General features: G+C 74.4%; 22 protein-coding genes. 11 read left to right on the top strand and 11 right to left on the bottom strand.

Annotated features, from left to right (window positions below):
- Nucleotides 1–120: 120 nt before the first annotated feature.
- From AC1UE5_RS16840 to AC1UE5_RS16865, 6 genes are read right to left on the bottom strand one after another with little or no spacing between them, the layout of a single operon-like run.
- The gene (locus AC1UE5_RS16840; RefSeq protein WP_482925577.1) at nucleotides 121–1,497 is read right to left on the bottom strand and encodes an aldehyde dehydrogenase family protein; all 1,377 of its coding nucleotides are present in this window, start codon (nucleotides 1,495–1,497) and stop codon (nucleotides 121–123) included.
- A gap of 49 nt (nucleotides 1,498–1,546) precedes the next feature.
- Nucleotides 1,547–2,278, bottom strand: a complete 732-nt coding sequence (locus AC1UE5_RS16845; protein WP_482925579.1) for a type 1 glutamine amidotransferase — start codon at nucleotides 2,276–2,278, stop codon at nucleotides 1,547–1,549.
- The gene (locus AC1UE5_RS16850; protein WP_482925581.1) at nucleotides 2,271–3,005 is read right to left on the bottom strand and encodes a class I SAM-dependent methyltransferase; all 735 of its coding nucleotides are present in this window, start codon (nucleotides 3,003–3,005) and stop codon (nucleotides 2,271–2,273) included. The genes AC1UE5_RS16845 and AC1UE5_RS16850 overlap by 8 nt, the downstream gene beginning before the upstream one ends.
- Nucleotides 2,993–4,360 (bottom strand): Mur ligase family protein, encoded by a 1,368-nt coding sequence (locus AC1UE5_RS16855; protein WP_482925583.1) that lies wholly within the window; start codon nucleotides 4,358–4,360, stop codon nucleotides 2,993–2,995. The genes AC1UE5_RS16850 and AC1UE5_RS16855 overlap by 13 nt, the downstream gene beginning before the upstream one ends.
- A complete protein-coding gene (locus tag AC1UE5_RS16860; protein ID WP_482925585.1) occupies nucleotides 4,357–5,235 on the bottom strand; it encodes a diacylglycerol/lipid kinase family protein in 879 nt (292 codons plus the stop codon). The genes AC1UE5_RS16855 and AC1UE5_RS16860 overlap by 4 nt, the downstream gene beginning before the upstream one ends.
- Before the next feature lie 11 nt (nucleotides 5,236–5,246).
- Nucleotides 5,247–6,059, bottom strand: a complete 813-nt coding sequence (locus AC1UE5_RS16865) for an HAD-IIA family hydrolase (protein ID WP_482925587.1) — start codon at nucleotides 6,057–6,059, stop codon at nucleotides 5,247–5,249.
- 26 nt (nucleotides 6,060–6,085) lie between these two features.
- Here AC1UE5_RS16865 and AC1UE5_RS16870 point away from each other — a divergent pair, with 26 nt between their 5' ends.
- The 3 genes from AC1UE5_RS16870 (at nucleotide 6,086) to AC1UE5_RS16880 (ending at nucleotide 8,185) form a co-directional block, all read left to right on the top strand.
- Nucleotides 6,086–6,796: a peptidylprolyl isomerase gene (locus AC1UE5_RS16870; protein ID WP_482925589.1), complete on the top strand. Its 711-nt coding sequence runs from the start codon at nucleotides 6,086–6,088 to the stop codon at nucleotides 6,794–6,796.
- A complete protein-coding gene (locus AC1UE5_RS16875; RefSeq protein WP_482925591.1) occupies nucleotides 6,793–7,455 on the top strand; it encodes an HAD hydrolase-like protein in 663 nt (220 codons plus the stop codon). The genes AC1UE5_RS16870 and AC1UE5_RS16875 overlap by 4 nt, the downstream gene beginning before the upstream one ends.
- 91 nt (nucleotides 7,456–7,546) lie before the next feature.
- On the top strand, nucleotides 7,547–8,185 hold the full coding sequence (locus tag AC1UE5_RS16880; RefSeq protein ID WP_482925593.1) for a hypothetical protein: 639 nt from the start codon (nucleotides 7,547–7,549) through the stop codon (nucleotides 8,183–8,185).
- Nucleotides 8,186–8,229: 44 nt separating this feature from the next.
- Here the strand turns inward: AC1UE5_RS16880 and AC1UE5_RS16885 are convergent, their stop codons facing one another.
- On the bottom strand, nucleotides 8,230–8,850 hold the full coding sequence (locus AC1UE5_RS16885) for a hypothetical protein (RefSeq protein WP_482925595.1): 621 nt from the start codon (nucleotides 8,848–8,850) through the stop codon (nucleotides 8,230–8,232).
- 65 nt (nucleotides 8,851–8,915) lie between these two features.
- On the opposite strand from AC1UE5_RS16885, the gene AC1UE5_RS16890 reads away from it, so the two are divergent.
- The 4 genes from AC1UE5_RS16890 to AC1UE5_RS16905 all read left to right on the top strand — a co-directional run bounded on the left by AC1UE5_RS16890 (nucleotide 8,916) and on the right by AC1UE5_RS16905 (nucleotide 13,189).
- A complete protein-coding gene (locus AC1UE5_RS16890) occupies nucleotides 8,916–9,323 on the top strand; it encodes a hypothetical protein (protein WP_482925597.1) in 408 nt (135 codons plus the stop codon).
- Entirely contained in the window at nucleotides 9,320–9,931 is a 612-nt protein-coding gene (locus AC1UE5_RS16895) for a DNA-3-methyladenine glycosylase I (RefSeq protein ID WP_482925599.1), read from the top strand. The genes AC1UE5_RS16890 and AC1UE5_RS16895 overlap by 4 nt, the downstream gene beginning before the upstream one ends.
- 30 nt (nucleotides 9,932–9,961) lie before the next feature.
- Nucleotides 9,962–10,351 (top strand): response regulator, encoded by a 390-nt coding sequence (locus AC1UE5_RS16900; protein ID WP_482925601.1) that lies wholly within the window; start codon nucleotides 9,962–9,964, stop codon nucleotides 10,349–10,351.
- Between the two features lie 162 nt (nucleotides 10,352–10,513).
- Nucleotides 10,514–13,189 (top strand): LamG-like jellyroll fold domain-containing protein, encoded by a 2,676-nt coding sequence (locus AC1UE5_RS16905; RefSeq protein ID WP_482925603.1) that lies wholly within the window; start codon nucleotides 10,514–10,516, stop codon nucleotides 13,187–13,189.
- Nucleotides 13,190–13,256: 67 nt separating this feature from the next.
- Here AC1UE5_RS16905 and AC1UE5_RS16910 read toward each other — a convergent pair whose 3' ends face one another.
- Together AC1UE5_RS16910 and AC1UE5_RS16915 are read right to left on the bottom strand one after the other, a co-directional pair.
- Nucleotides 13,257–13,502, bottom strand: a complete 246-nt coding sequence (locus AC1UE5_RS16910) for a winged helix DNA-binding protein (RefSeq protein ID WP_482925605.1) — start codon at nucleotides 13,500–13,502, stop codon at nucleotides 13,257–13,259.
- Entirely contained in the window at nucleotides 13,499–15,688 is a 2,190-nt protein-coding gene (locus tag AC1UE5_RS16915; protein ID WP_482925607.1) for a bifunctional diguanylate cyclase/phosphohydrolase, read from the bottom strand. The genes AC1UE5_RS16910 and AC1UE5_RS16915 overlap by 4 nt, the downstream gene beginning before the upstream one ends.
- Before the next feature lie 48 nt (nucleotides 15,689–15,736).
- On the opposite strand from AC1UE5_RS16915, the gene AC1UE5_RS16920 reads away from it, so the two are divergent.
- Entirely contained in the window at nucleotides 15,737–16,312 is a 576-nt protein-coding gene (locus AC1UE5_RS16920; protein ID WP_482925609.1) for a nucleotidyltransferase family protein, read from the top strand.
- 20 nt (nucleotides 16,313–16,332) lie between these two features.
- Nucleotides 16,333–17,259 (top strand): glucosyl-3-phosphoglycerate synthase, encoded by a 927-nt coding sequence (locus tag AC1UE5_RS16925; protein ID WP_482925611.1) that lies wholly within the window; start codon nucleotides 16,333–16,335, stop codon nucleotides 17,257–17,259.
- 11 nt (nucleotides 17,260–17,270) lie between these two features.
- On the opposite strand, the gene AC1UE5_RS16930 is transcribed toward AC1UE5_RS16925, so the two are convergent.
- The gene (locus AC1UE5_RS16930; RefSeq protein WP_482925613.1) at nucleotides 17,271–17,837 is read right to left on the bottom strand and encodes a TetR/AcrR family transcriptional regulator; all 567 of its coding nucleotides are present in this window, start codon (nucleotides 17,835–17,837) and stop codon (nucleotides 17,271–17,273) included.
- Nucleotides 17,838–17,909: 72 nt separating this feature from the next.
- On the opposite strand from AC1UE5_RS16930, the gene AC1UE5_RS16935 reads away from it, so the two are divergent.
- Together AC1UE5_RS16935 and AC1UE5_RS16940 are read left to right on the top strand one after the other, a co-directional pair.
- On the top strand, nucleotides 17,910–18,962 hold the full coding sequence (locus tag AC1UE5_RS16935; RefSeq protein WP_482925615.1) for a sigma-70 family RNA polymerase sigma factor: 1,053 nt from the start codon (nucleotides 17,910–17,912) through the stop codon (nucleotides 18,960–18,962).
- Between the two features lie 29 nt (nucleotides 18,963–18,991).
- Complete coding sequence (locus AC1UE5_RS16940) at nucleotides 18,992–19,411, top strand: MerR family transcriptional regulator (protein WP_482925617.1); 420 nt, start codon at nucleotides 18,992–18,994, stop codon at nucleotides 19,409–19,411.
- On the opposite strand, the gene AC1UE5_RS16945 is transcribed toward AC1UE5_RS16940, so the two are convergent.
- On the bottom strand, nucleotides 19,371–20,183 hold the full coding sequence (locus AC1UE5_RS16945) for a class I SAM-dependent methyltransferase (RefSeq protein ID WP_482925619.1): 813 nt from the start codon (nucleotides 20,181–20,183) through the stop codon (nucleotides 19,371–19,373). The genes AC1UE5_RS16940 and AC1UE5_RS16945 overlap by 41 nt on opposite strands.
- Between the last annotated feature and the right edge of the window lie 3 nt (nucleotides 20,184–20,186).

The raw sequence follows: 20,186 nt of genomic DNA on the forward strand, positions 1-20,186 counted from the left end.
TCGGCGCGCTGGTCGACCTGCCGCGCGCCGAACCACGCCGCGAGCGCGGTGGCGAGCAGGAGGCAGACCGTGACGACGGCCGCGGCGGCGGACGGACGGAAACGCGTGATGCGCGCGACATTACCTCTGCGCGCGGACCGCGTGGGATCGGTGCACGACCTTCGTGACGGTGAGCTCGTCGAGCAGCTCGGGGCCGTAGCCGAAGCCGTGGCCGCTCGCCTTGCGCGGCTGGGCCGCTCCGCCGGGCGCGCCGCCGAAGACGGCGTTGATCTTGACCGTGCCGGCGACGAGCTCGCGCGCCGCGATCCTGGCGTGCTCGTCGTCGTCCGTCAGGACCGTCGCGGCGAGGCCGTAGTCGGTGCGGTTGGCGAGGCCGAGCGCCTCCTCGAACGTGTCGACCACGCGGACGGGCGCGACGGGGCCGAACGTCTCCTCGCGCATCAGCGGCGTGTCGTCGGGGACGTGCGTCAGGACGGTCGGCGGGTAGAAGAAGCCGGGCCGGTCGGGGATCGCGCCGCCGGTCTCGAGGCGGGCGCCCGCGGCGACGGCCTGGCAGACGTGCCGGTCGACCGTGTCGCGCTGGGCGGCGTCGATCAGCGGGCCGATCTCGAACCGCTCGGCCTCCTCGACGAGCGCCGTCGTGAACGCGTCGGCGACGTCGCGGTGGACGTAGATGCGCTCGACCGCGGTGCAGATCTGGCCGGCGTTGGCGAACGCTCCGAGGGCCGCCTGCTGCGCGGCCCAGCGCGGGTCGACGCCGCGGTCGACGATCAGCGGGTCCTTGCCGCCCAGCTCCAGCACGAGGTGCTTGGGGGTGCCCGCGGCGGCCTGCGCGATGGTGCGGCCGGTCGCGACCGAGCCGGTGTGCACGATCGCGTCGACCTGCGGGTGCGCGACCAGCGCGGCGCCCGCGCGGCCGTCGCCGTGCAGGAGCGTGAGCACGTCCTCGGGCAGCTCGGCCTGGAGGACGGTGGCGACCAGCTCGCCGGAGAGCGGCGTCTTCTCGGACGGCTTGAAGACGACGGCGTTGCCGGCCGCGAGCGCCGCGGCGATGCCCTGGCACGCGATCGCCACCGGGTCGTTCCACGGCGTGAGGAGCGCGACGACGCCGCGCGGCTCGCGGACCATCTCGTCGACCGCCTCCCAGCCGCCCTGGAGCCGCTGGCCGCGGTGGAGTGGCCCCAGCTCGGCGTACTGCTCGATCGCCCCGATGCCCGCCTCGACGCCGCCGCGCGAGTCGCCGATCGGCTTGCCGCCCTCGCGCGTCTGCAGCTCGGCCACCTCGTCGAGCCGCTCCCGCAGCGCCCGCGCGCCCGCCTTGAGGCACGCGGCGCGGTCGCCGGGCGCGGTGCGCGCCCATGCGTGCGCGGCCTGGCGTGCGCCGCGGACGGCGGCGTCGGCCTCCTCCGGCCCGCTCGCGGGGATCGTCCCGACGGGTTCGCCGGTGGCGGGGTCCAGCACCTCGATGGTCTCGGTGGAAGCGGCGGTCGCAGCCATGGCGGCGGCCTCTCCACCTCCGGGCGCGGCGAAACGCGCGGCCCTGCGGCTAGTCCAGCCCGGCGGCGCGGCGGGCGCTGCGGTGCGCGGCGTCCTCGAGCGCGTCGTCGAGCGGCGCGAGCTCCTCGAGGCCCGTCGCGCGGCGGATGAGCCAGTCGGCGAACCAGGCGTTCTTGGGCAGGAGCGGGCCGTGCAGGTAGGTGCCGATCACGCCGTCGCGGCGGACGCCCTCGAAGCCCGACGCGCCGTCGTTGCCGTGGCCCTTCAGCACGCGGCCGAGCGGCGCGTCGCCCGGGCCGACCGTCGTGCGGCCGAGGTGGTTCTCGAAGCCGGCGAGCACCTGCGTGCGGCCGTCGCCGTCGAGGTCGACCTCGATCGCCACGTTGCCGATCAGGCGGTCGCTCGTGCTGGGCGCGGGCTGCGTGTCGACGTCGACGAGATCGATGCCCGGCATCTCGCCGTAGCCCCTGCCGAGCAGCTGGTAGCCGCCGCACACCGCGAGGATCACCTTCCCGGCGTCCGCCGCGGCGTGGAGCGCCGCGCGCTTGGTGTCGACCATGTCCTGCGCGCACAGGAGCTGGTCGCGGTCCTGCCCGCCGCCGATGTAGAAGAGGTCGTGCGCGTCGGGGTCGACGCCCTCGCGCAGGCCGGCCGCGCTGAGCTCGAACCCGATCCCGCGCCACCGGCACCGCTGCTCGAGCAGCAGGAGGTTGCCGCGGTCGGCGTAGATGTTGAGCAGGTCGGGATAGAGCGCGCAGACGCGCAGCACGGGGTCAGCCACGGAGCATCGCCACCTCGGAGCCGACGTGGTCGGCGGTCTCGGCGACGCTCCGCCGCCGGTCGATCGTGAAGCCCAGCTCGCGCGCCTCCTGCTCGAACGCGCGCGCGTCCAGCCGGTCGAGCCGGATGCGGTCCTCGCTCGCCACGTGCGTGCCGTCGGTGCCGACCCGCTCGCGCAGCCGCTCCAGCACGAACCCGCCCGGGTCCTCGCGGATCGCGACCGGGCGCGACGAGTACACGACGCCGGCGATCTCGCGCACGTCGGGCATCGGGACGAGCGTCTGCTCGTCGAACGCGTCGATCTCGTGCGCGATCGCCGCGGCGACCAGGCCGCCGGGCGCGAGGTGGGCTTTCGCGCTGCGCAGCAGGCCCGCGCGGCCCTCGGGCCCGCCGAGCAGCTGGACGGTCTGCATCGGGGCGAGGATGAGGTCGAACGGCGCGGCGTCGAGCGTGAAGGCGCGCGCGTCGGCCTCGTGCGTCACCACGCGCGCGCCCAGCCCGCGCGCCTCCGCCCGCTCGCGCAGCGCCGCGAGGAGCACCGGCTCGTAGTCGAGCGCGTGGACGGTCACGCCCGCCGCCGCCAGGTCGAGCGCCACGCGGCCCGTGCCCGCGCCGAGGTCGAGCACGGGTGCGGCAGGGTCGGGGCGCACGGCGCACAGCTCCCGCCACAGCGGCAGGTCGGCGGCGTACGAGCCGCACTCGACGTCGTGCCAGATCACCTCGTCCACTGCGACGACGCCGCTCCCCGGCGGACGAGCTCGGCGCGCAGCTCGAGCATGGCGGTGTAGGTCGGGATCGCGTAGACGTCGCTCGACGCGGCCTGCGCGATCGTGTCGTCGATCGCCGCGGGCAGCGACGGCTCGACGTGGAGGCGGGCCGGGTCGACGCCGGCGTACTTCATCCGCACGGCCAGCTCGGCGGCGCGGGTGCCGGCGCAGACCATCCGGCGCACGCGCGGCGCGAGCACCTCGAAGTCGGCGTCCCACACCCACGAGACGTCGCGGCCGTCGGCGGTGCGGTCGTTCAGCACGCCGAGCAGGTCCAGCTCGCCGCCCTCCAGCGCCAGCGTCCGCACGACCTCGTTGGCGCCCGCCGGGTTCTTGACGAGCAGGATCGCGAGGTCGCGGCCGCCGACGTGCACGGTCTCGGCGCGGCCGAACGCGGGGGCGACCGCCTCCAGGCCCGCGACGACGTCGTCGAGCGGCGCGCCCAGCTCCAGCGCGAGCGCGGCGGCGGCCAGCGCGTTGTAGACGTTGTAGAGCCCGGGCAGCGGCAGGTGCACCGTGCGGCGGCCCTGCGGCGTGCGGAGCGTGAACCGCGCGGCGCGGACGCCCTCCAGCACGACGTCCTCGGCGGCGATCTGCGGCTCGGGCCGCCGTGCGTCGCCGGTCGGGCAGTGGTAGCGGCCGAGGTGCCCGAGGAAGACCGCGTCGTAGACGTACGGCTGCCCGCAGCGGCGGCAGTGCTTGGCGTCCGACGCGTGGGGGAGCCCCGGCAGCGCGACCCGGTCGTCCTCGACCCCGAAGTACGTCACGCCGTCGCCGCCCCGCGGGACGCCCAGGTCCGCCACGGTCGGGTCGTCGGCGTTGAGCACCAGGGCGGAGTCGCGGGCGCGCTCGACGACCTCGACCCAGCGGTCGGCGATCGTCTCCAGCTCCCCGTAGCGGTCGAGCTGGTCGCGGAAGAGGTTCGCCAGCAGGATCGCGCGCGGCCGCAGCTCGGGGACGACCTGCGGGAGCCAGAACTCGTCGACCTCGAACAGGCCCGTGTCGCCGCGTCCGTGGAGCAGCGCGCTCGCGACGCCGCCGGCCATGTTCGCGCCGGTGCGGTTCGAGACGAGCTGCGCGCCGCCGCGCTCGAGGATCGCGGCGACCATCGCCGCGGTCGTCGTCTTGCCGTTCGTCGCGCTGATGACCGCGTTGCCGCGCGGCAGCTGCCGCGACAGCTTCCCGATCGCGTGCGGCTGGAGCTTGAGCAGCACTTTGCCGGGCAGCGACGTGCCGCCGCGGCCGGTGCGGCGCGAGAGCGTGCCGGCGGCCCGGGCGAGGGCGGCGGAGGCGCGGAGGCCGGGGCTCGCGCTCACGCGGGCACCAGGACCTTCAGCGCCGCCGGCACCGCGCGGATCGTCGCGGGCGTCGTGCCGATCGGGTCGCCGTCGGCGTAGATGCGGAACGGGCGGTCGGCGTCGACGCGCACCTCGGGGGTCCGCACGAGCGTCACGTGCGCGTCCTGCAGGTGCTTGCCGCTGAAGACGCGCGTCAGGCCGCGCAGGTACGCGCGCTTGGGCGTGTCCGCCATCAGCACGACGTCGAGCAGGCCGTCCTCCAGCGAGGCGTCGGGCGCGAGCTGCATCCCGCCGCCGAACACGCCGGAGTTGCACGCGGCGATGGCGTAGCCCGCGAACCGCTGCGCGTTCGCCGCGCCGTCGAGCGTGTACGTCAGCCCGGTCGCCCGCCAGCCCGCGAGCGTCCGCAGCGCCGCGTAGAGGTAGACCGCCTGGCCGCGCACACGGGTCGTCGCGTTGGCGAGGTCCTGCACCTCGGAGTCGAAGCCGTAGCTCGCGATGCCGAGGAACGTGCGGTCCTCCACCTCGGCGACGTCGACCGTCCGCTCCGCGCCGGTGGCCAGCACGTGCGCGGCCTTGGCGGGGTCGCGGGGGATGCCGAGCTTGCGCGCGAAGTCGTTGCCGCGGCCGCCGGGGAGCACGCCGAGCACGCCGTCCGTGCCGCGGACCGCGTGGGCGACCGCTCCCGCCAGGCCGTCGCCGCCGAAGCTCACCGCCACCTCGTCGCGCGCGACCGCCTCGCGGCCCAGCTCGACGGCGTGGGCGATGGAGAGCGTGTGCTCGACGTGGAAGGGCAGGCCGAGCCCGCGCAGCGCGTCCTCCACCTCGGGCAGGGCCTTCGCGGTCCGGCCACCGCCCGCGTGCGGGTTGACGATGAGGCAGAGGCTGCGCACCGGCGGACAGCCTATGAGGGGCCGAGCACGAGCTCGCCCAGCGACGGCGCGACCGCCACGGGGGCGGGCTCGGAGGCCGCCTCCGCGTCGCGGGCCGTCGTCGCGCCGGTGAGCACGATCGCGCCGTCCAGCCCGGCCGCCGCGGCGCCGCCCAGGTCGGCGTCGAGCCGGTCGCCGACGACGAGCGCGCGGGCGCCGTTCGCGCTCCCCAGCCGGTCGAGCGCGGTCTCGAAGATCTGCGCCTCGGGCTTGCCGACGCTGCGCGCCGTCCGGCCGCTCGCGGCCTCCAGGAACCCGAGCAGCGCGCCGGTGCCGGGGTAGAGCCCGTCGGGCATCGGATACGTCGCGTCGCGGCCCGCGCCGAGGAAGTGCGCGCCGCGCAGCAGCGCCTGGGTGGCGATCTTCAGCTCGTCGAAGCGCAGGTCCTCCGTCCCGGCCGCGACGACGACCTCCGCGCGGGAGGCGAAGTCGCTGCCGTTGACGATCCGCAGCCCCGCGTCGGTGACGTGGCGGTGGATCGCGGGGGAGCCGATCACGAACGCGCTCGCGCCGTGGTGGTCGGTGTTGAGGACGTGCTGGAGCGCCCCGCCGACGGTGACGATCTCGCTGGCGGACGCGCGGATGCCCAGCCGCCACAGCTTCCGCACGAAGTCCTCGGCCGCCGAGCGCCCGTCGTTCGTCACGAACGCGACGCCCTTGCTCGCGGCGCGGAGGGCGTCGAGCGCCTCGGCGGCGCGCGGCGTGGGCTGATCGCCGACCCAGACGCAGCCGTCGAGGTCGAGGAGGACGTGGTCGTAGGAGGCGACGAGCGGGGTGATCGGCACGCCCAGATGAATATCCTGCCGCCACCATGCGCCGCCTGCTGCCCGCCCTGATCCTCGTCCTCGCCCTCGTCTTCGCCGCGTGCGGCGACGACGACTCCGGCGACGACTCCGCGTCGACCGGCACGGCCACCGCCGCCGAGACGGAGGCCGCGGACACGACCGCGACCGAGGAGGCCGCGAGCGGCTGCAAGGAGGTCGAGGCGCCCGAGCCGCGCGAGGAAGGCGACCTGAAGAAGCCGACCGACAAGCTCGACGCGTCGAAGACCTACACGGTCACGATCGAGACGAACTGCGGCACGATGGAGATCGAGCTCGACGTCAAGCGCGCGCCCAAGACCGCCGCGTCGTTCGCGCACCTGGTCCAGGAGAAGTTCTTCGACGGCCTGACCTTCCACCGCATCATCGCGGCGTTCGTCGTCCAGGGCGGCGACCCGCTCGGCAGCGGCATCGGCGGCCCGGGCTACAAGGTCGTCGAGGCGCCGCCGGAGGACCTGCGCTACGAGCGCGGCGTGGTGGCGATGGCCAAGGGCGGCAACGAGCAGGCCGGCACGTCCGGCTCGCAGTTCTTCATCGTCACCGGCGACGACGCGCAGCTGCCGCCGGACTACGCGCTCGTCGGGAAGCTGACGAAGGGCGACGACGTGCTCGACACGATCGCCGGCGTCCAGACGGACCCGTCGACCGACCAGCCGGTCGCGCCGGTCGTGATGTCGAAGGTCACGCTCAGCGAGAAGTGAGCGACTTCCTCGGCGGCGTCCGTGCGGGCGCGGTCCTCTTCGACCTCGACGGCTGCCTGGTCGACTCGCGGCGCGCGATCACGACCTCGACGAACGCGACGCTCGCGGCGCTCGGCCTGCCCGAGCGCGCGCCGGAGGACCTGTACCGGTACATCGGCCCGCCGACGCACGAGGCGTTCGAGGACATGGTCGGGCCCGAGCTCGTCGACCGCGCGGTGGAGATGTACCGGGCGCGGGCGCGCGTCCACGCGGCGGGGGAGAGCGACGTCTTCCCGGGCATCCCCGAGGTCCTCGACACGCTTCGCGACGCGGGCATCCCGCTGTCGGTCGCGACGTCCAAGCCGCAGCCGCTCGCGGAGCCGCTGCTGGAGGAGCTCGGCCTCGCCGACCGCTTCGACGCGATCACCGGCCCCGCGCTCGAGGCCCGCAACGAACCCAAGCGCATCACGCTCGGCACCGCCCTCGAGCTCCTCGCCCCGGACGCGACCGGCCCGCGCGTCCTGATCGGCGACCGCCGCCACGACGTCGACGCGGCCAGGGCCCACGGCGTCCACTCCATCGGCGTCCTCTGGGGCATCGGCAGCGAGCAGGAGCTGCGCGACGCGGGCGCGGACGCGCTGGTGGCGCAGCCCGCGGACCTGCTCCCGCTCCTGCTCTGAAAAGCAGACTCTCCCACACGGTCACCAGCGGTTGACCCGTGCACACGCGCGGCTCTAGGGTCGCGCGCAGCCCGGCCCTCAGGAGGGGAACATGCGCAAGCTGTGTCGCGCGATCGTGCTCGTGATCGCGCTGTTGTCGCCATGCGTCGCCGCGCAGTCCGCGCCGGCGTGGACCACCAACGGCCCCGTTCCGTTCACCGCGACCGCGCCGGCGTTGACCATCGCGATCAGCTCGGTGCCGCCGGTGACGCTCCAGTGCAACGGCTCTCCGAACAAGATCGCGGGCGTGCTCAACGCGTCGTCGCCGACGAGCCCGTTCCTCGTCACGACCGTGACGGAGACGATCGACAACTGCCCGTTGATCGGAACGGCGTTCTTCGTGAGCTGCACGACGTCGCAGATGTGGGCGACCGCTTACGCGGCCGGCACCACGACCGCCGAGCGGCGGAACATCACCTGCACGCTGACGTTCCCGCCCTTCCCGGCCTGCGTCGTGACCCTGGCGAGCACGGGCCCGAGCGGACGCGCGTGGATCGAGACCTACCAGAACGCGACCTCGAAGTTCACCCGCCAGGTCGCGGGCCAGACGCTCACGGCGACCTGGAACGCGGCCTGCACGTTCTTCGCGACCGCGCCGGGGAGCGCGCCCGCGACGATCACCGGCGCGTTCAGCTCCGCCCTCGTGCACACGGTGTCGGCCGGTCCGGCGCCGGTCATCACGAACCCGTGACGGAGGCGCGCAACGGGACGCTCCGCGCCTGCGCGCCTCGCGGCCTACCGGCCGGGCGGGCCCGCGGCCGCGCGGGCCGCGCGGGCCTTGGCCTGCCTGCGGCGGCCGAAGAGGGCCAGGCCGCCGAGGATGAGGGCGACGATCAGGAGGCCGAGGAAGATCGCGCCGAAGGTCGAGATGCCGCCGAACGGGAGCGTCACGAGCTTCGCGAGGCCGAAGCCGACCGCGAGGACCACGACGACGAAGAGGACGATGAGGCCGATGCCGCGCAGGCGGGTCGTCAGCGGCGAGCCGGGCGGCGGGGCGAGCAGGCCCATCAGGCGCAGGAGGAAGAGCTGGCGGCCGGACGGCGGCGCCTGACCGAGGCGCTCGACGGCGGCCTTCAGGTCGTCAGGGCGGCGCTCGGCGAGCGCGAGCGACGCGTCCGCCATCCGCCGCAGCGCCATGCGCTCCTGCGGGCGGGACTGCGCGATCGCGCGCTGGAAGTGCTTGCGGGCGGCCACCGCGTCGTAGCGCTCCGCCGCCCGAGCACCGAGGATCGCCTGCGCGGCGGCCTTGTGCTTGGTCTCGCGCTCGAGCTCCTCGTCGGAGCGGCTCTCGAGCGACTGCATCGCGGCGAGGGCGCCGCGCTGCTCCATGCGGATCTGACGCTGCTTCGGGGGCACCGCGCGAGTGTATCCCTCCTGACGGCCCTCCAACCTCCCTTGCCGGTACGCTCACGCGCGCCGACATGCCTGCCCGCCTGACCTCCCTCACCGCGCTGACCCTCCTGGCCTGCGCCCTGCTCCTCCCGGCCGCCGCGTCCGCCCAGAGCAGCCCGTTCACGCCGCTTCCGCAGCCCGCGCCGCAGCAGGAGACGGTCGTCGTCCCCCAGCCGGAGGACGACGGCGACGGCCTCACGGACACCCAGCAGCTCCTCATCGGGCTCGCCGGCTTCGTCCTGCTCGGCGGCATCGCGTGGGCGATCCTGCGCGACGCGCGCTCGGCCGCGCCCACCGACGGCGGCCGCGTCGACCCGCTCGCCGTCGCGGGCGAGGAGGGCCACCACCGCGGCACGCGCGCCCCGAAGCAGCAGCGCGTCAAGAGCAACCGCTCCAAGGCCAAGGCCGCCCGGCAGGCCCGCAAGCGCAACCGGTGACCGACGCCGATCTCGCCGAGGGCCCCGACGGGCGTCCGCGCTGCCGCTGGGGCGCGTCGAGCCCCGAGTACGTCGCCTACCACGACACCGAGTGGGGCCGCCCGGTGCGCGAGGAGAACGCGCTGTACGAGCGGCTCGTGCTGGAGGGCTTCCAGTCGGGCCTGAGCTGGATCACGATCCTCCGCAAGCGCGAGAACTTCCGCGCCGCGTTCGCGGGGTTCGAGATCGAGCGGGTGGCGGAGTTCGGCGAGCGGGACGTGGAGCGGCTCCTGCAGGACGCCGGCATCGTCCGCCACCGGGGCAAGATCGAGGCCGCGATCAGCAACGCCAAGGCCGCGCGGGCGCTGCACGAGCAGGGCGAGAGCCTCGTGGACCTCGTCTGGGGCGCGCGGACGGAGGGGGACCGACCGGCTCCGCGGACGATGGCCGAGGTGCCCGCCACGACCCCGGAGAGCACCGCGCTCTCCAAGGCCTTGAAGGCCCGCGGCTTCCGCTTCGTGGGCCCGACGACGCTCTACGCGGCGATGCAGGCGTGCGGCGTGGTGAACGACCATCTGGCCGGCTGCTGGGTCCGTGACGCGCCACATCTGTCCGCCGAAGATGCGTGACGACCGCTCAGTGCGGTAGACCTTCCGTCAATGGCCCGCCCGAGGATGCTCGTCTGCGAGGACGCGATCGGCTACCGCATGCTCATCCGGCGGTGGCTCGAGGACGCCGACGTGGACGTCGTGGGGGAGGCCTCGTCGTGGACCGAGGCGGTGGAGCTCGCGGCTGAGCTCCTGCCCGACGCCGTGGTCGCCGACCTCTGGATGCCCACGTTGGACATGGACGCCCTGCAGGCGCTCCGCACCGCCGCTCCCGAGGCGGCGATCGTCTCGCTCAGCGGCCTCAGCGCCGCCGATGCGGAGAACCTCGTCGGTGGCGCCGGCGTGATCGACCTCTTCCTCTCCAAGCGGCAGCCGCCCGCGGAGATCGTGGAGGCGCTGCGCACGTTCGTGCGCGAGCGCCTGCCGGCCAACGGCTCCTAGCGCGGACGCGCCAGCGCAACGCCCGGTCACAACCGGGTCACACGCGTCCCCGATGTCCGGGCGTACGTTGCCCGCGCTTCGCGGCCGGTAGGGGCCACCGCGGCGCGAAGCGCGATCCCAACGACCGAAGGAGCGGTTCCCATCACCGATCGTCCGCGCCCGGTGCTCACGCGCCGAGGTGCCCGTCTCGCCCTGCTTGCGTCCGTCGCCGCGGCCGCGCTGTCGTTGACGACGAGCGGGGCGCCCGCCGGCCCGGAGCGCGCCGTGGCCGCCGACCAGCAGGTGTCGAGCTTCACGTTCGCCGTCCTGCCGGACACGCAGTTCTACTCGCGCTACGCCCCGGCGAGCGCGGGGGCGATGTTCAGCCGCTACGGCAGCGAGCCGTTCTCGACCCAGACCGCGTGGCTCGCCGCCAACGCCGACGAGCTCGAGATCCCGTTCGTCTCGCACGTCGGCGACGTGGTCGACCGGGTGGGCCGGCCCGACGAGTGGACCGTCGCCGACGCGGCGATGAAGAAGCTCGAGGACGCCGACGTCCCGTACTCGATCCTCGCCGGCAACCACGACGTCCGCGACGAGAGCCAGTTCGACGACCAGGCCGACCTCGCCAGCGAGCCGTACCTGCAGACGTTCACGCCGGCCCGCGCGGCGGCGCAGGGCGCGACGTTCGGCGGCCGCGACAGCACCGGCTTCAACGAGTGGCACACGTTCACCGCCCAGGGCCGCACGTTCCTCGTGCTCGCGCTGCACTGGAAGGCGTCGCAGCAGACGCTGACGTGGGCCAAGCAGGTCATCGCGGACCACCCGACGCTGCCGGTCATCCTCACGACCCACCAGCTGCTCAACATCGCCGACGACGGCGAGTCGCCGCGCGAGACCGACTACGGCCAGTACCTGTGGGACAACCTGATCCAGGACACCGATCAGATCTTCCTCACGTTCAACGGGCACTACCACGGCGCGTCGCGGATCCGCAAGACGAACAGCTTCGGCCACTCGGTCGACCAGGTCGTCATCGACTACCAGATGGCCTACCTGGGCGGCAACGGCTACCTGGGCCTCTACGAGTTCGACTTCACCAACGACCGCATCCGCGCCCGGACGGTGTCGCCGTGGGTCGTGTCCAAGCCCAAGGACACGCTCACCCAGTTCGACCGCGCGGTGCTCACCGGCAAGCACCAGGAGTACGAGCTGCCGATCGACTTCGAGGAGCGCTTCGCGGGCTTCGCTCCGGCGTTCGGCGCGGGCGCGCCGGGGCCCAGCCACACGTCGCGGGCCGACGCCGCACGTGAGCTGATCCTGCGTGACTACACCGAGCCGGAGGAGCTCGAGTCGCGTCTGCCCACCGGCCCTGACGACTACCCGAAGGTCGACGGGACGCTCGTCCACTGGCGCTACGGCGATGCGGCGGACGGCACGGTCGTGAAGGTCGGCGACGCGGTGCGCGACATCACCGGCAACGGGAACACGCTCACGCGCGCGCCGCTGAACGAGGCGCCGGTCGAGAACGCGCAGGAGAGCGACGTCGTGCTGACGACGAGCAAGCCGCCCTACTCGGCGGACGGCAGCGCGATCTGCTTCCGCAACGCCGACCGCAACGCCCCGCGGCGGCTCAGCTACCTGCGGACGGCACCGGACGCGCCGCTCAACGACGAGACGTTCCCCAACGGCTACACGATCGAGACGTTCATGAAGATCGACGCCGGATGGACCGCGGCGAAGAACATGTGGATGACCGGCATCGCCCACGGCGGGCAGCGCCGCGACATCCCGGGCGTGCGGCAGACCGGCGTCGAGATGGGCGCGACGCCGTTCAACATGACGTTCTCCAACCTCAAGGAGATCCAGTGGAGCGTCCTGCCCGCGACGACCGGCGCGGCCGAGACGACGAACTGGTCCGGTGAGATCCCGCTCGACAAGTGGCTGCACGTCGCGGCCGTGCACGACCCTGGGGCGCGGACGACGACGCTGTACGTCGACGGGGCACCGGTGCTGCGCAACGTCGCCAACGGCGACGCGGGCATCGCGACGCTGGCCGACGCGCCGTGGATCGTCGGCGCCGGGCAGTACGACCGGGCGCCCAACGGCGGCTTCAACGGCTGCCTGGGCGAGATCCGGATGGTCGACCGCCCGCTGCCCGCCTCGCAGTGGCTGACGGCGCGCGTGGCGACGCCCGACCAGCCGGGTCCCGAGCAGCCCGGGCCGCAGACCCCGAAGCCGGAGGAGCCCGAGCCCGAGACGCCCAAGGCGGACGCGGGGCCGAGCCCGCAGCCGCCGGCCATCGGGTCGCTCGCGGCGGCGACGCCCCTGGCGGCCGTCACACACCCGCGTCTGACCGGCACCGTCCGCGTGGGGCGCGTGCTGCGTGCGGTCGCCGGCCGGTTCTCGCTGCCCGGCGTCGGCGTCGGGTACCAGTGGATCCGCGACGGACAGCCGATCACGGGCGCCACCGGCGCGACCTACCGCGTGCGGCTGGCCGACATCGGCCACCGCCTGTCGGTCCGCGTCACCGGCCGGTCCGGTGACCAGCACCAGGTGACCGTGACGCCCGCCGTGCGCATCCCGAAGCTGCGGCCGGTGCTGCGGCTGCGGGCGGACGCCGGAGCGCGGGGGCGCACGACGCTGACGCTGACGGTGCGCGCCGAAGGGCTCCGGCGCGTGAGCGGGCGCGCGCGGTTCCGCATCGGTGGCCGCACGGTGACGGCGCCGGTGCGCGCCGGCGTGGCGCGCGTGCGCGTCCGCCTGGCGGGCGGGCGTCACACGGTGACGGCGTCGTTCGGTGCGACCGCGCACGTCGCGGCCGGCGCGCCGGCGCGCCGCACGGTCCGGGTCGGGTAGGCCGGGCGACGTCGGAGCGGGCGGGGGCCGGTGCCCTCGCCCGCGGACCCGGCCGGCGGCGTCAGCCCTAGTCGACCTCGACGGACTCCGCGTCGCGCCGTTCGGACGCGATGAACAGGCCGGGCGTGGCGTGCGAGCTCGCGTCCGGGAGGAGCCGGTCGCCGTCGCGTTCGACGTGGCCGGCGGCGATCAGCGACGCGACCGCGGCGTCGATCGTGCGCACGGGCAGGCCCAGCGCGGCGGCGATGTCGTCCGTCCGCGTCGCCGGGTTGGCGTGCAGGTGCGTGAGGACGTCGTACTCGACTTCGGTCACGCCGCGAGCGTAGCGGCGGATGCCCGCGCCCGATCGGCCAGCGCGCCCTCGAGCGCCGCGACCGCCTCGGCGGTGAACTGCTGCCCGACCAGCGCCTGGCACTCGGTCAGCGCGTCGGCGGGGTCCTTCGGGGTCGAGTACGGCCGCTCGGCGGTCATGACGTCGTACGCGTCGGCGAGCGCGAGCAGCGCGGCGCCCTCGCTCAGCTCCTCCGCGACGAGCCCGTCGGGGTAGCCGCGGCCGTCGGGCCGCTCGTGGTGCCCGCGGATCCACGCGACCTGCTCGGCGGTCAGCACGTCCTCGACGATCTGCGCGCCGAGCGCGGCGTGGCGCTTGACGACCTCGTACTCCTCGCGCGTCAGGCGCGACGGCTTGAGCAGCACGGCGTCCGGGATGCCGATCTTGCCGACGTCGTGCACCAGCGCGGCCTCCTCCAGCGAGGCGACGCGGTCGGCCGGCCATCCGCGCTCGCGAGCCAGGGCGGTCGCCAGCTCGGCCACACGCGTCGAGTGCTCCAGCGTCGTGGTGTCCTTCGCGTCGATCGCGCGCGCCAGCGCGCGGATGCCGAGCAGCGCTTGGTGGTGGGCGAGCTGGTCGGCGCGCTCCTGCGCGGACAGCTCGCGGACGGTGTCGGGGTCGTAGACGCTCGCGCGGTCGCGGCCGTGCGCCTTGGACCAGTACAGCGCGCCGTCGGCCAGGCGGAACAGCGCGTCCGCGTCGCCGGCCTCGGCCAGGTCGCAGATGCCGGCGGAGATCGTGACCGCCGCGCTCCCGCCGATCGGGACCGACGCGACCGCCGCCCGCGCCCGCTCGACCGCCTGCAGCGCCTCGGCGGCGGTGGTGTCGGGGAGCAGCCAGCCGAACTCGTCGCCGCCGATGCGGGCGAGCAGGTCGCCGCCGCGGGCCACGCCGCGCAGCCGCTCGGCGAGGTCGGCCAGCACCTGGTCGCCCGCCTCGTGGCCGGCGCCGTCGTTGACCGCCTTGAACGCGTCCACGTCGAGCAGCACGAGGCTCAGCGCGCGACCGGTGCGCTGCGCGCGCTCCAGCTCGAACCGCAGGCGCTCGTGGAACGCGCGGTGGTTGGCCAGGCCGGTGAGCGGGTCGGAGAACGCCTGGTCGGCCAGCTGCTCGCGGGCGTCGGCGTTCTCCACCGCGGTCGCGATCAGCGCGCCGAAGTCGACGAGCCGCGCACCGACGTCGTCGCCGAGCGCGCCCTCCTCGAGCATCGCGACGGAGATGCCGCCCCAGACCTCGTGCCCGATCACGATCGGCGCGACGATCGTCTCGCGGTAGCCGAGCGTGCTGATGACGGACGTCAGCTCGCCGGTCGACCAGCGCACGCGCACCGGCTGCTCCTCCGTGATCGCGCGGGCCAGCGCGCTCCCCGGGGTGAGCGGGAGCCGGGTGCCCGGCGCATGGTTCGGGGCGCTGGCGCTCCACGAGCCCACGACGAGCCCGCGGCCGTCCGCGACCCGCAGCGTCGCGCTCGCGTCGGCGCCGAACAGCAGCCCGATCTCGGTTGCCACGAGCCGGTGCAGCTCGTCGGCGGGGACGCCGTCCGCGACCGCGGTGGCCACGCGCAGCAGCGCCCGCTGCTCGTCGGCGGCCTCCGAGTGGCGCTGGCGGGCCCGGTCGAGCGCGCGGCGCAGCAGGTGGATGGTGAGCGCGATCGCGCCGAGCCCGAAGACGACGACGACCTGCTCGCGCACGAACGGCGCGAGCGGGACGGCCTCGCCGTAGAAGTACGGCGCGGTGAAGGTGAGCGAGGAGAGCGCCGTGTAGCCGACGATCGCCGGCGGGCGGCAGAAGCACGCGGCCCAGACGACGACGAACGCCACGAGCAGCCGCATCGGCGACGCCTGGCCGCCGGTCCACGCCGCGACGAGCATGACCGTCGGCAGCGCGACGAGCGCGGGCAGGTGCGGCGCGGCCGCGGGCAGGCGCTCCCACGGGATGCGGAGCGAGACGAGCGCGTAGACGAACACGAGCGCGGCGACGGCGAGCGCGCGGCCCTCGTGGATCGCGTCGCCCGGGAAGGTGCCGGGGACCGCGACCATGAGTGCGACGGCGATGGCGCTGGCGACGAGGAGCAGGCTCTGGAGGGCACCGGCGAGCCGGCGGTCGTCGGTGACCGCGGCACGCGCGAGCTGGCGGATGCCCGTCCACATACCCGCGTCGATCGGCACAAGCGCCCCGAGCTTGACCGCGCCGCGAATCCGGGTAGAGGCGCCGGTGTGGACCTCAACGCCGCCGAGTTCAAGCAGATCGTGGAGAGCCTGCGCACCGCCGTCGCGGCGCTGCGCGACACCGACGTCCGCTACTGCCTGAGCGGGAGCGTCGCCTCGTGGGCCCGCGGTGGGCCCGAGACGGTCAACGACGTCGACCTGATCGTCGACCCCGAGGACGTGCCTGAGGCCGTCAAGGCGCTGGAGGGGTGCGGCATGCGCTCCGAGACGCCGCCCGAGGGCTGGCTCGTGAAGCTGTGGGACGGCGACGTGCTCATCGACGTGATCCACACCGTCACCGGCTACGAGAGCGTCCGCGAGATCCTCGAACGCGCCGAGGTCATGCGGGTCGCGTCGCTCGACGTCCCGGTCGCCCAGATGGAGGACGTGCTGACGCCCAAGCTGCTCGCGTTCGACGAGCACTACCTCGACTACACGGGCGCGCTGCGGGTCTCCCGGGCGCTGCGGGAGCAGATCGACTGGGCGCTGCTGCGCGAGAAGACGTGCCACTCGCCGTACGCCCAGGGCTTCTTCGGGCTGCTGGAAGCCCTCGACATCATCCAGGCAACACGAACCGCGTCGTGAGTCCGGTACGCTCGGCCCCGGTGAGCACGGTGTCCTGGTACGACCGCCGAACGTTCCACCACAGCGCGTTCCCGCTGGAGGAGCTGGCGCGCTCGCGGCGCCGCACGGCGTCGGTCCTCCTTCCCGCCCGCAACGAGGCGCCGACCATCGGCCCCATCATCGAGGCGCTGCTCCCGCTGCGGGAGGCGGGCGTCATCGACCAGGTCGCGGTGCTGGACGACTCGACCGACGGCACCGGCGACATCGCCGCGCGCCTGGGCGCCGAGGTGTACGACCAGTCGTCGCTGCGGCCCGAGTTCGGGCCGGTGCGCGGCAAGGGCGACGCGATGTGGCGCGGGCTGCAGATCGCCCGCGGCGACGTCGTCTGCTACCTCGACGCGGACTCCGAGCAGTTCGGCGCGCACTTCGCGCTCGGCCTCCTCGGGCCGGTGCTGATGCGCGACGACATCCAGTTCGTCAAGGCGTTCTACCGCCGGCCGCTGCGGCTCGAGGGCATGCGCCTGCCCGAGGGCGGCGGGCGCGTGACCGAGCTGACGGCGCGGCCGCTGCTGAACCGGTTCTTCCCCGAGCTGGCCGGGTTCCTCCAGCCGCTGGCGGGGGAGATCGCGGCGCGGCGCGACCTGCTGGAGCAGGTGCCCTTCGCGTGCGGCTACGCGGTCGAGATCGCGATGCTGATCGACGTGTGGCGGCGGGTCGGGCGCGATGGGCTCGCGCAGGTCGACCTCGACGTGCGGCAGAACCAGCACCAACCGCTGATGGAGCTCGGCGTGATGGCCGCGTCCGTGATGGGCGGGGTGCTGCGGAAGCTGGAGGAGGACGGGCGGCTCGCGGCGGACGAGGGCTCGGGCGGCTTCTGGGCGCCGCTGCCCGGCGGCGGGTTCGAGCACCGCGAGGTGCCGTTCATCGAGCGGCCGCCGTACGCGACCCTCGCGACGACGCCGGCGTAGCGGGCCGGCGCTTACGCGGCCAGGGCGCGGAGGACGAGCGTGGAGGTCGCGCTCGCGTACTCGTCCTGGCCGAAGAGGACCTTGGCCTTCATGGAGCGGTCGAGCACGTCGCGCAGCACGAACGCGGTCATCTCGGGGTCGAGCGACGCGGCGACCTCCCCGGTGGCCTGGAAGCGCAGGAGCAGCGCCTCGAGCGGCTCGCGCCACGCAACGGTCAGCTGGCGGAACTCGTCCCAGCTGCCGGCCAGCTCGAAGCCGCGGTTGGCGATGAGGAGGACGTCGTGGAACTCGGCCGCGGCCTTCCACGTCTCCTCGACGAGCGCCTCGACCGCCTCCTCCAGCGTGGCGCTGCGGAGCGACGCGCGGTTGGCGGCCTCGCCCAGCGCGACCGCGAGCTGCTCGGCCAGGGCGCCCGGCAGCGCCTCCTTGGAGGGGAAGTACAGGTAGAACGTGCCCTGGGCGACCTGGGCGCGGCCGGCGATGCTGGACACCGTCGTGCGCTCGTAGCCCCGCGCCGCGAGGACCTCGCGTGCAGCAGCCAGCAGCTGGTCCCTCCGCCCCGGACCCGTCGACTGCACGCCTTCACCCGTACCAGTCATGGTTCGGACGGTAGTGCATGTATCGGAGCGATGCCGGTGACAACAGGTCACATGGCCGTCGAGATGCAGGCACGCCTGGACGCGTTGATCGAACGCGCCGAGGAGCAGGGGTGCGTGAACCTGTCCGAACTGAACGACGTCGCGCGCGAGCTGGAGCTCGACGACGACGAGATCGGCGAGATGCACGCGCGGCTCGAGAGCGCGGGCATCGACGTCACCGACGACTGCGCGCGGGAGACCCTTGGGACGATCCGCGTGCAGCCGACCGCCGTCGCCGGGCAGACGACCGACGCGCTGCAGCTGTTCCTCAACGAGCTCGGTCGCTACCCGCTGCTGACCGCGGCGGAGGAGATCGACCTCGCCAAGCGGATCGAGCGCGGCGACCTGGCCGCGAAGGAGCGGATGATCCTCTCCAACCTGCGGCTCGTGGTGTCGATCGCGAAGAAGTACCAGGGCGCCGACCTGCCGCTGCTCGACCTCATCCAGGAGGGCATCTTCGGCCTCGTGCGCGCGGCCGAGAAGTTCGACTGGCGCAAGGGCTACAAGTTCTCCACGTACGCGACGTTCTGGGTCCGCCAGGCGATCCAGCGGGGGATCGAGACGAAGGCGCGCACGATCCGCATCCCGATCCACGTCGGCCAGCGCGAGCGCAAGATCGCCAAGGCCGAGCGGGAGCTGGCGACGCGCCTGGGGCGCGCGCCGACCGACGAGGAGATCGCGGCGCACGCCGAGCTGACGCTGGACCACGTGCGCGACGCGCGCGAGGCCGCCCGGACGATCACGTCGCTGGACCGGCCGGTGGGCGAGGAGGGCGAGACCGCGTTCGGCGACCTCCTGCCGTCCGAGGGTCCGCTCCCCGACGAGGAGGTCACGGTGACCCTCGCCGAGGAGGCCCTGCACCGCGCCCTGGACCGCCTGCCCGCCATCGAGCAGGAGGTCGTGCGCCTGCGCTACGGCATCAACGGCGCCGGCGCCCCGACCCCGCTGCGCGAGACCGCCGAACGCGTCGGCATGACCCCGGCGGAGGTCCGCCGCGTCGAGTCCTCCGCGCTCCAGCGCCTCGCGCTCGAACGCGAGATCGAAGCGCTGCGCGACGCGGCCTGACCGCCGTGAGCGGTCGTAGAATGTGAGGTATGAGACGAGGCCACGGCGAGCTGCTTGCGGGAGACGCGGGTGAGCTGGTCGGGGTCTCGGGGACGACGATCGGGCAGTGGGCCCGGCGCGGGTACATCCGGGCGTCGCAGTCGGCGGAGCTGCCGCACGTCTACGCGGTCGAGGACGTGGGGGAGGCCGCGATCGTCGCGTCGCTGCTGCGGCGCGGAGTGCGGCACGCGGACATCCGCGCGGCGATCGCGCGGCTGGAGACGTACGGCGAGTGGCCGCTGAGCGAGGCCCGGCTGGCCACCACGCCGGACGCGCGGATCGTGCTGCGCGAGAACGGGTCGTCGTTCGTCCTCACCCGGCGCGGCTGGCAGACCGTCGCGGTGCCGGAGGAGACCGAGGACGTCCGGCTCAGGCTGCGGCACCGCGGAGCTCCCAGCACGCCGCGGTGAAGCGCACCGTGTCGCCGTCGACGAACGGCGCCATCGCATCGCGCGCCGCCGTCAGCACGTCCGCCCGCAGCCGCTCGTCGTCGACGCCGGTCAGCGCGCGGCCCACCGGGCCCATGCGCAGCAGGTAGCCGTCGAGCTCGGCGGCGGGGAACGCGCACGCCACGTCGAGCGGGCGGACCTCCACCTCGCTCCAGCTGGAGGTCGTCAGGATGGTCCGGATCCGGTCGGGGTCGGCGAGGCCGAACTGGCCGGGCGCGTCGGGCACGGGGAGCTCGAGCCGGGGGAGAAGCGGCCGCGCGGCCGTGCTGGCCGCCGTCATGAACGGGTTCTCCTCCGGCGCGCGCCAGGTGATCGCGCACAGCCTCCCGCCGGCCCGCGCGGCCGTGCGCAGGTTCGTGAACGCGGCGACCGGGTCCGCGAAGAACATCACCCCGAACCGCGAGGCGATCAGGTCGAAGCTCGCGGGCGCGAAGCGGTGCGCCGCCGCGTCGGCGCAGACGAAGTCGACGGCCAGGCCCGAGCCCGCGGCGCGGGCCCGCGCGGCCGTGACCATCGGCTCCGCGACGTCGATGCCGGTCGCGACCCCCGCGGTGCGCGCGAGGGCCAGCGTCGTCGCGCCCGTGCCGCAACCGACGTCGAGCACGTGCCCGCCGTACGCGTGCTCGCGCGCGGCGTCGACCAGCACGTCCTCGATCGGCCGCAGCGTGCGGTCCAGCAGCTCCTGCGCTTCGACCCAGGCGCGGGCCGCGTCGTTCCAGGTGGTGGCGTCCATGGT

The sequence above is a fragment of the Parviterribacter multiflagellatus genome (assembly GCF_056863265.1).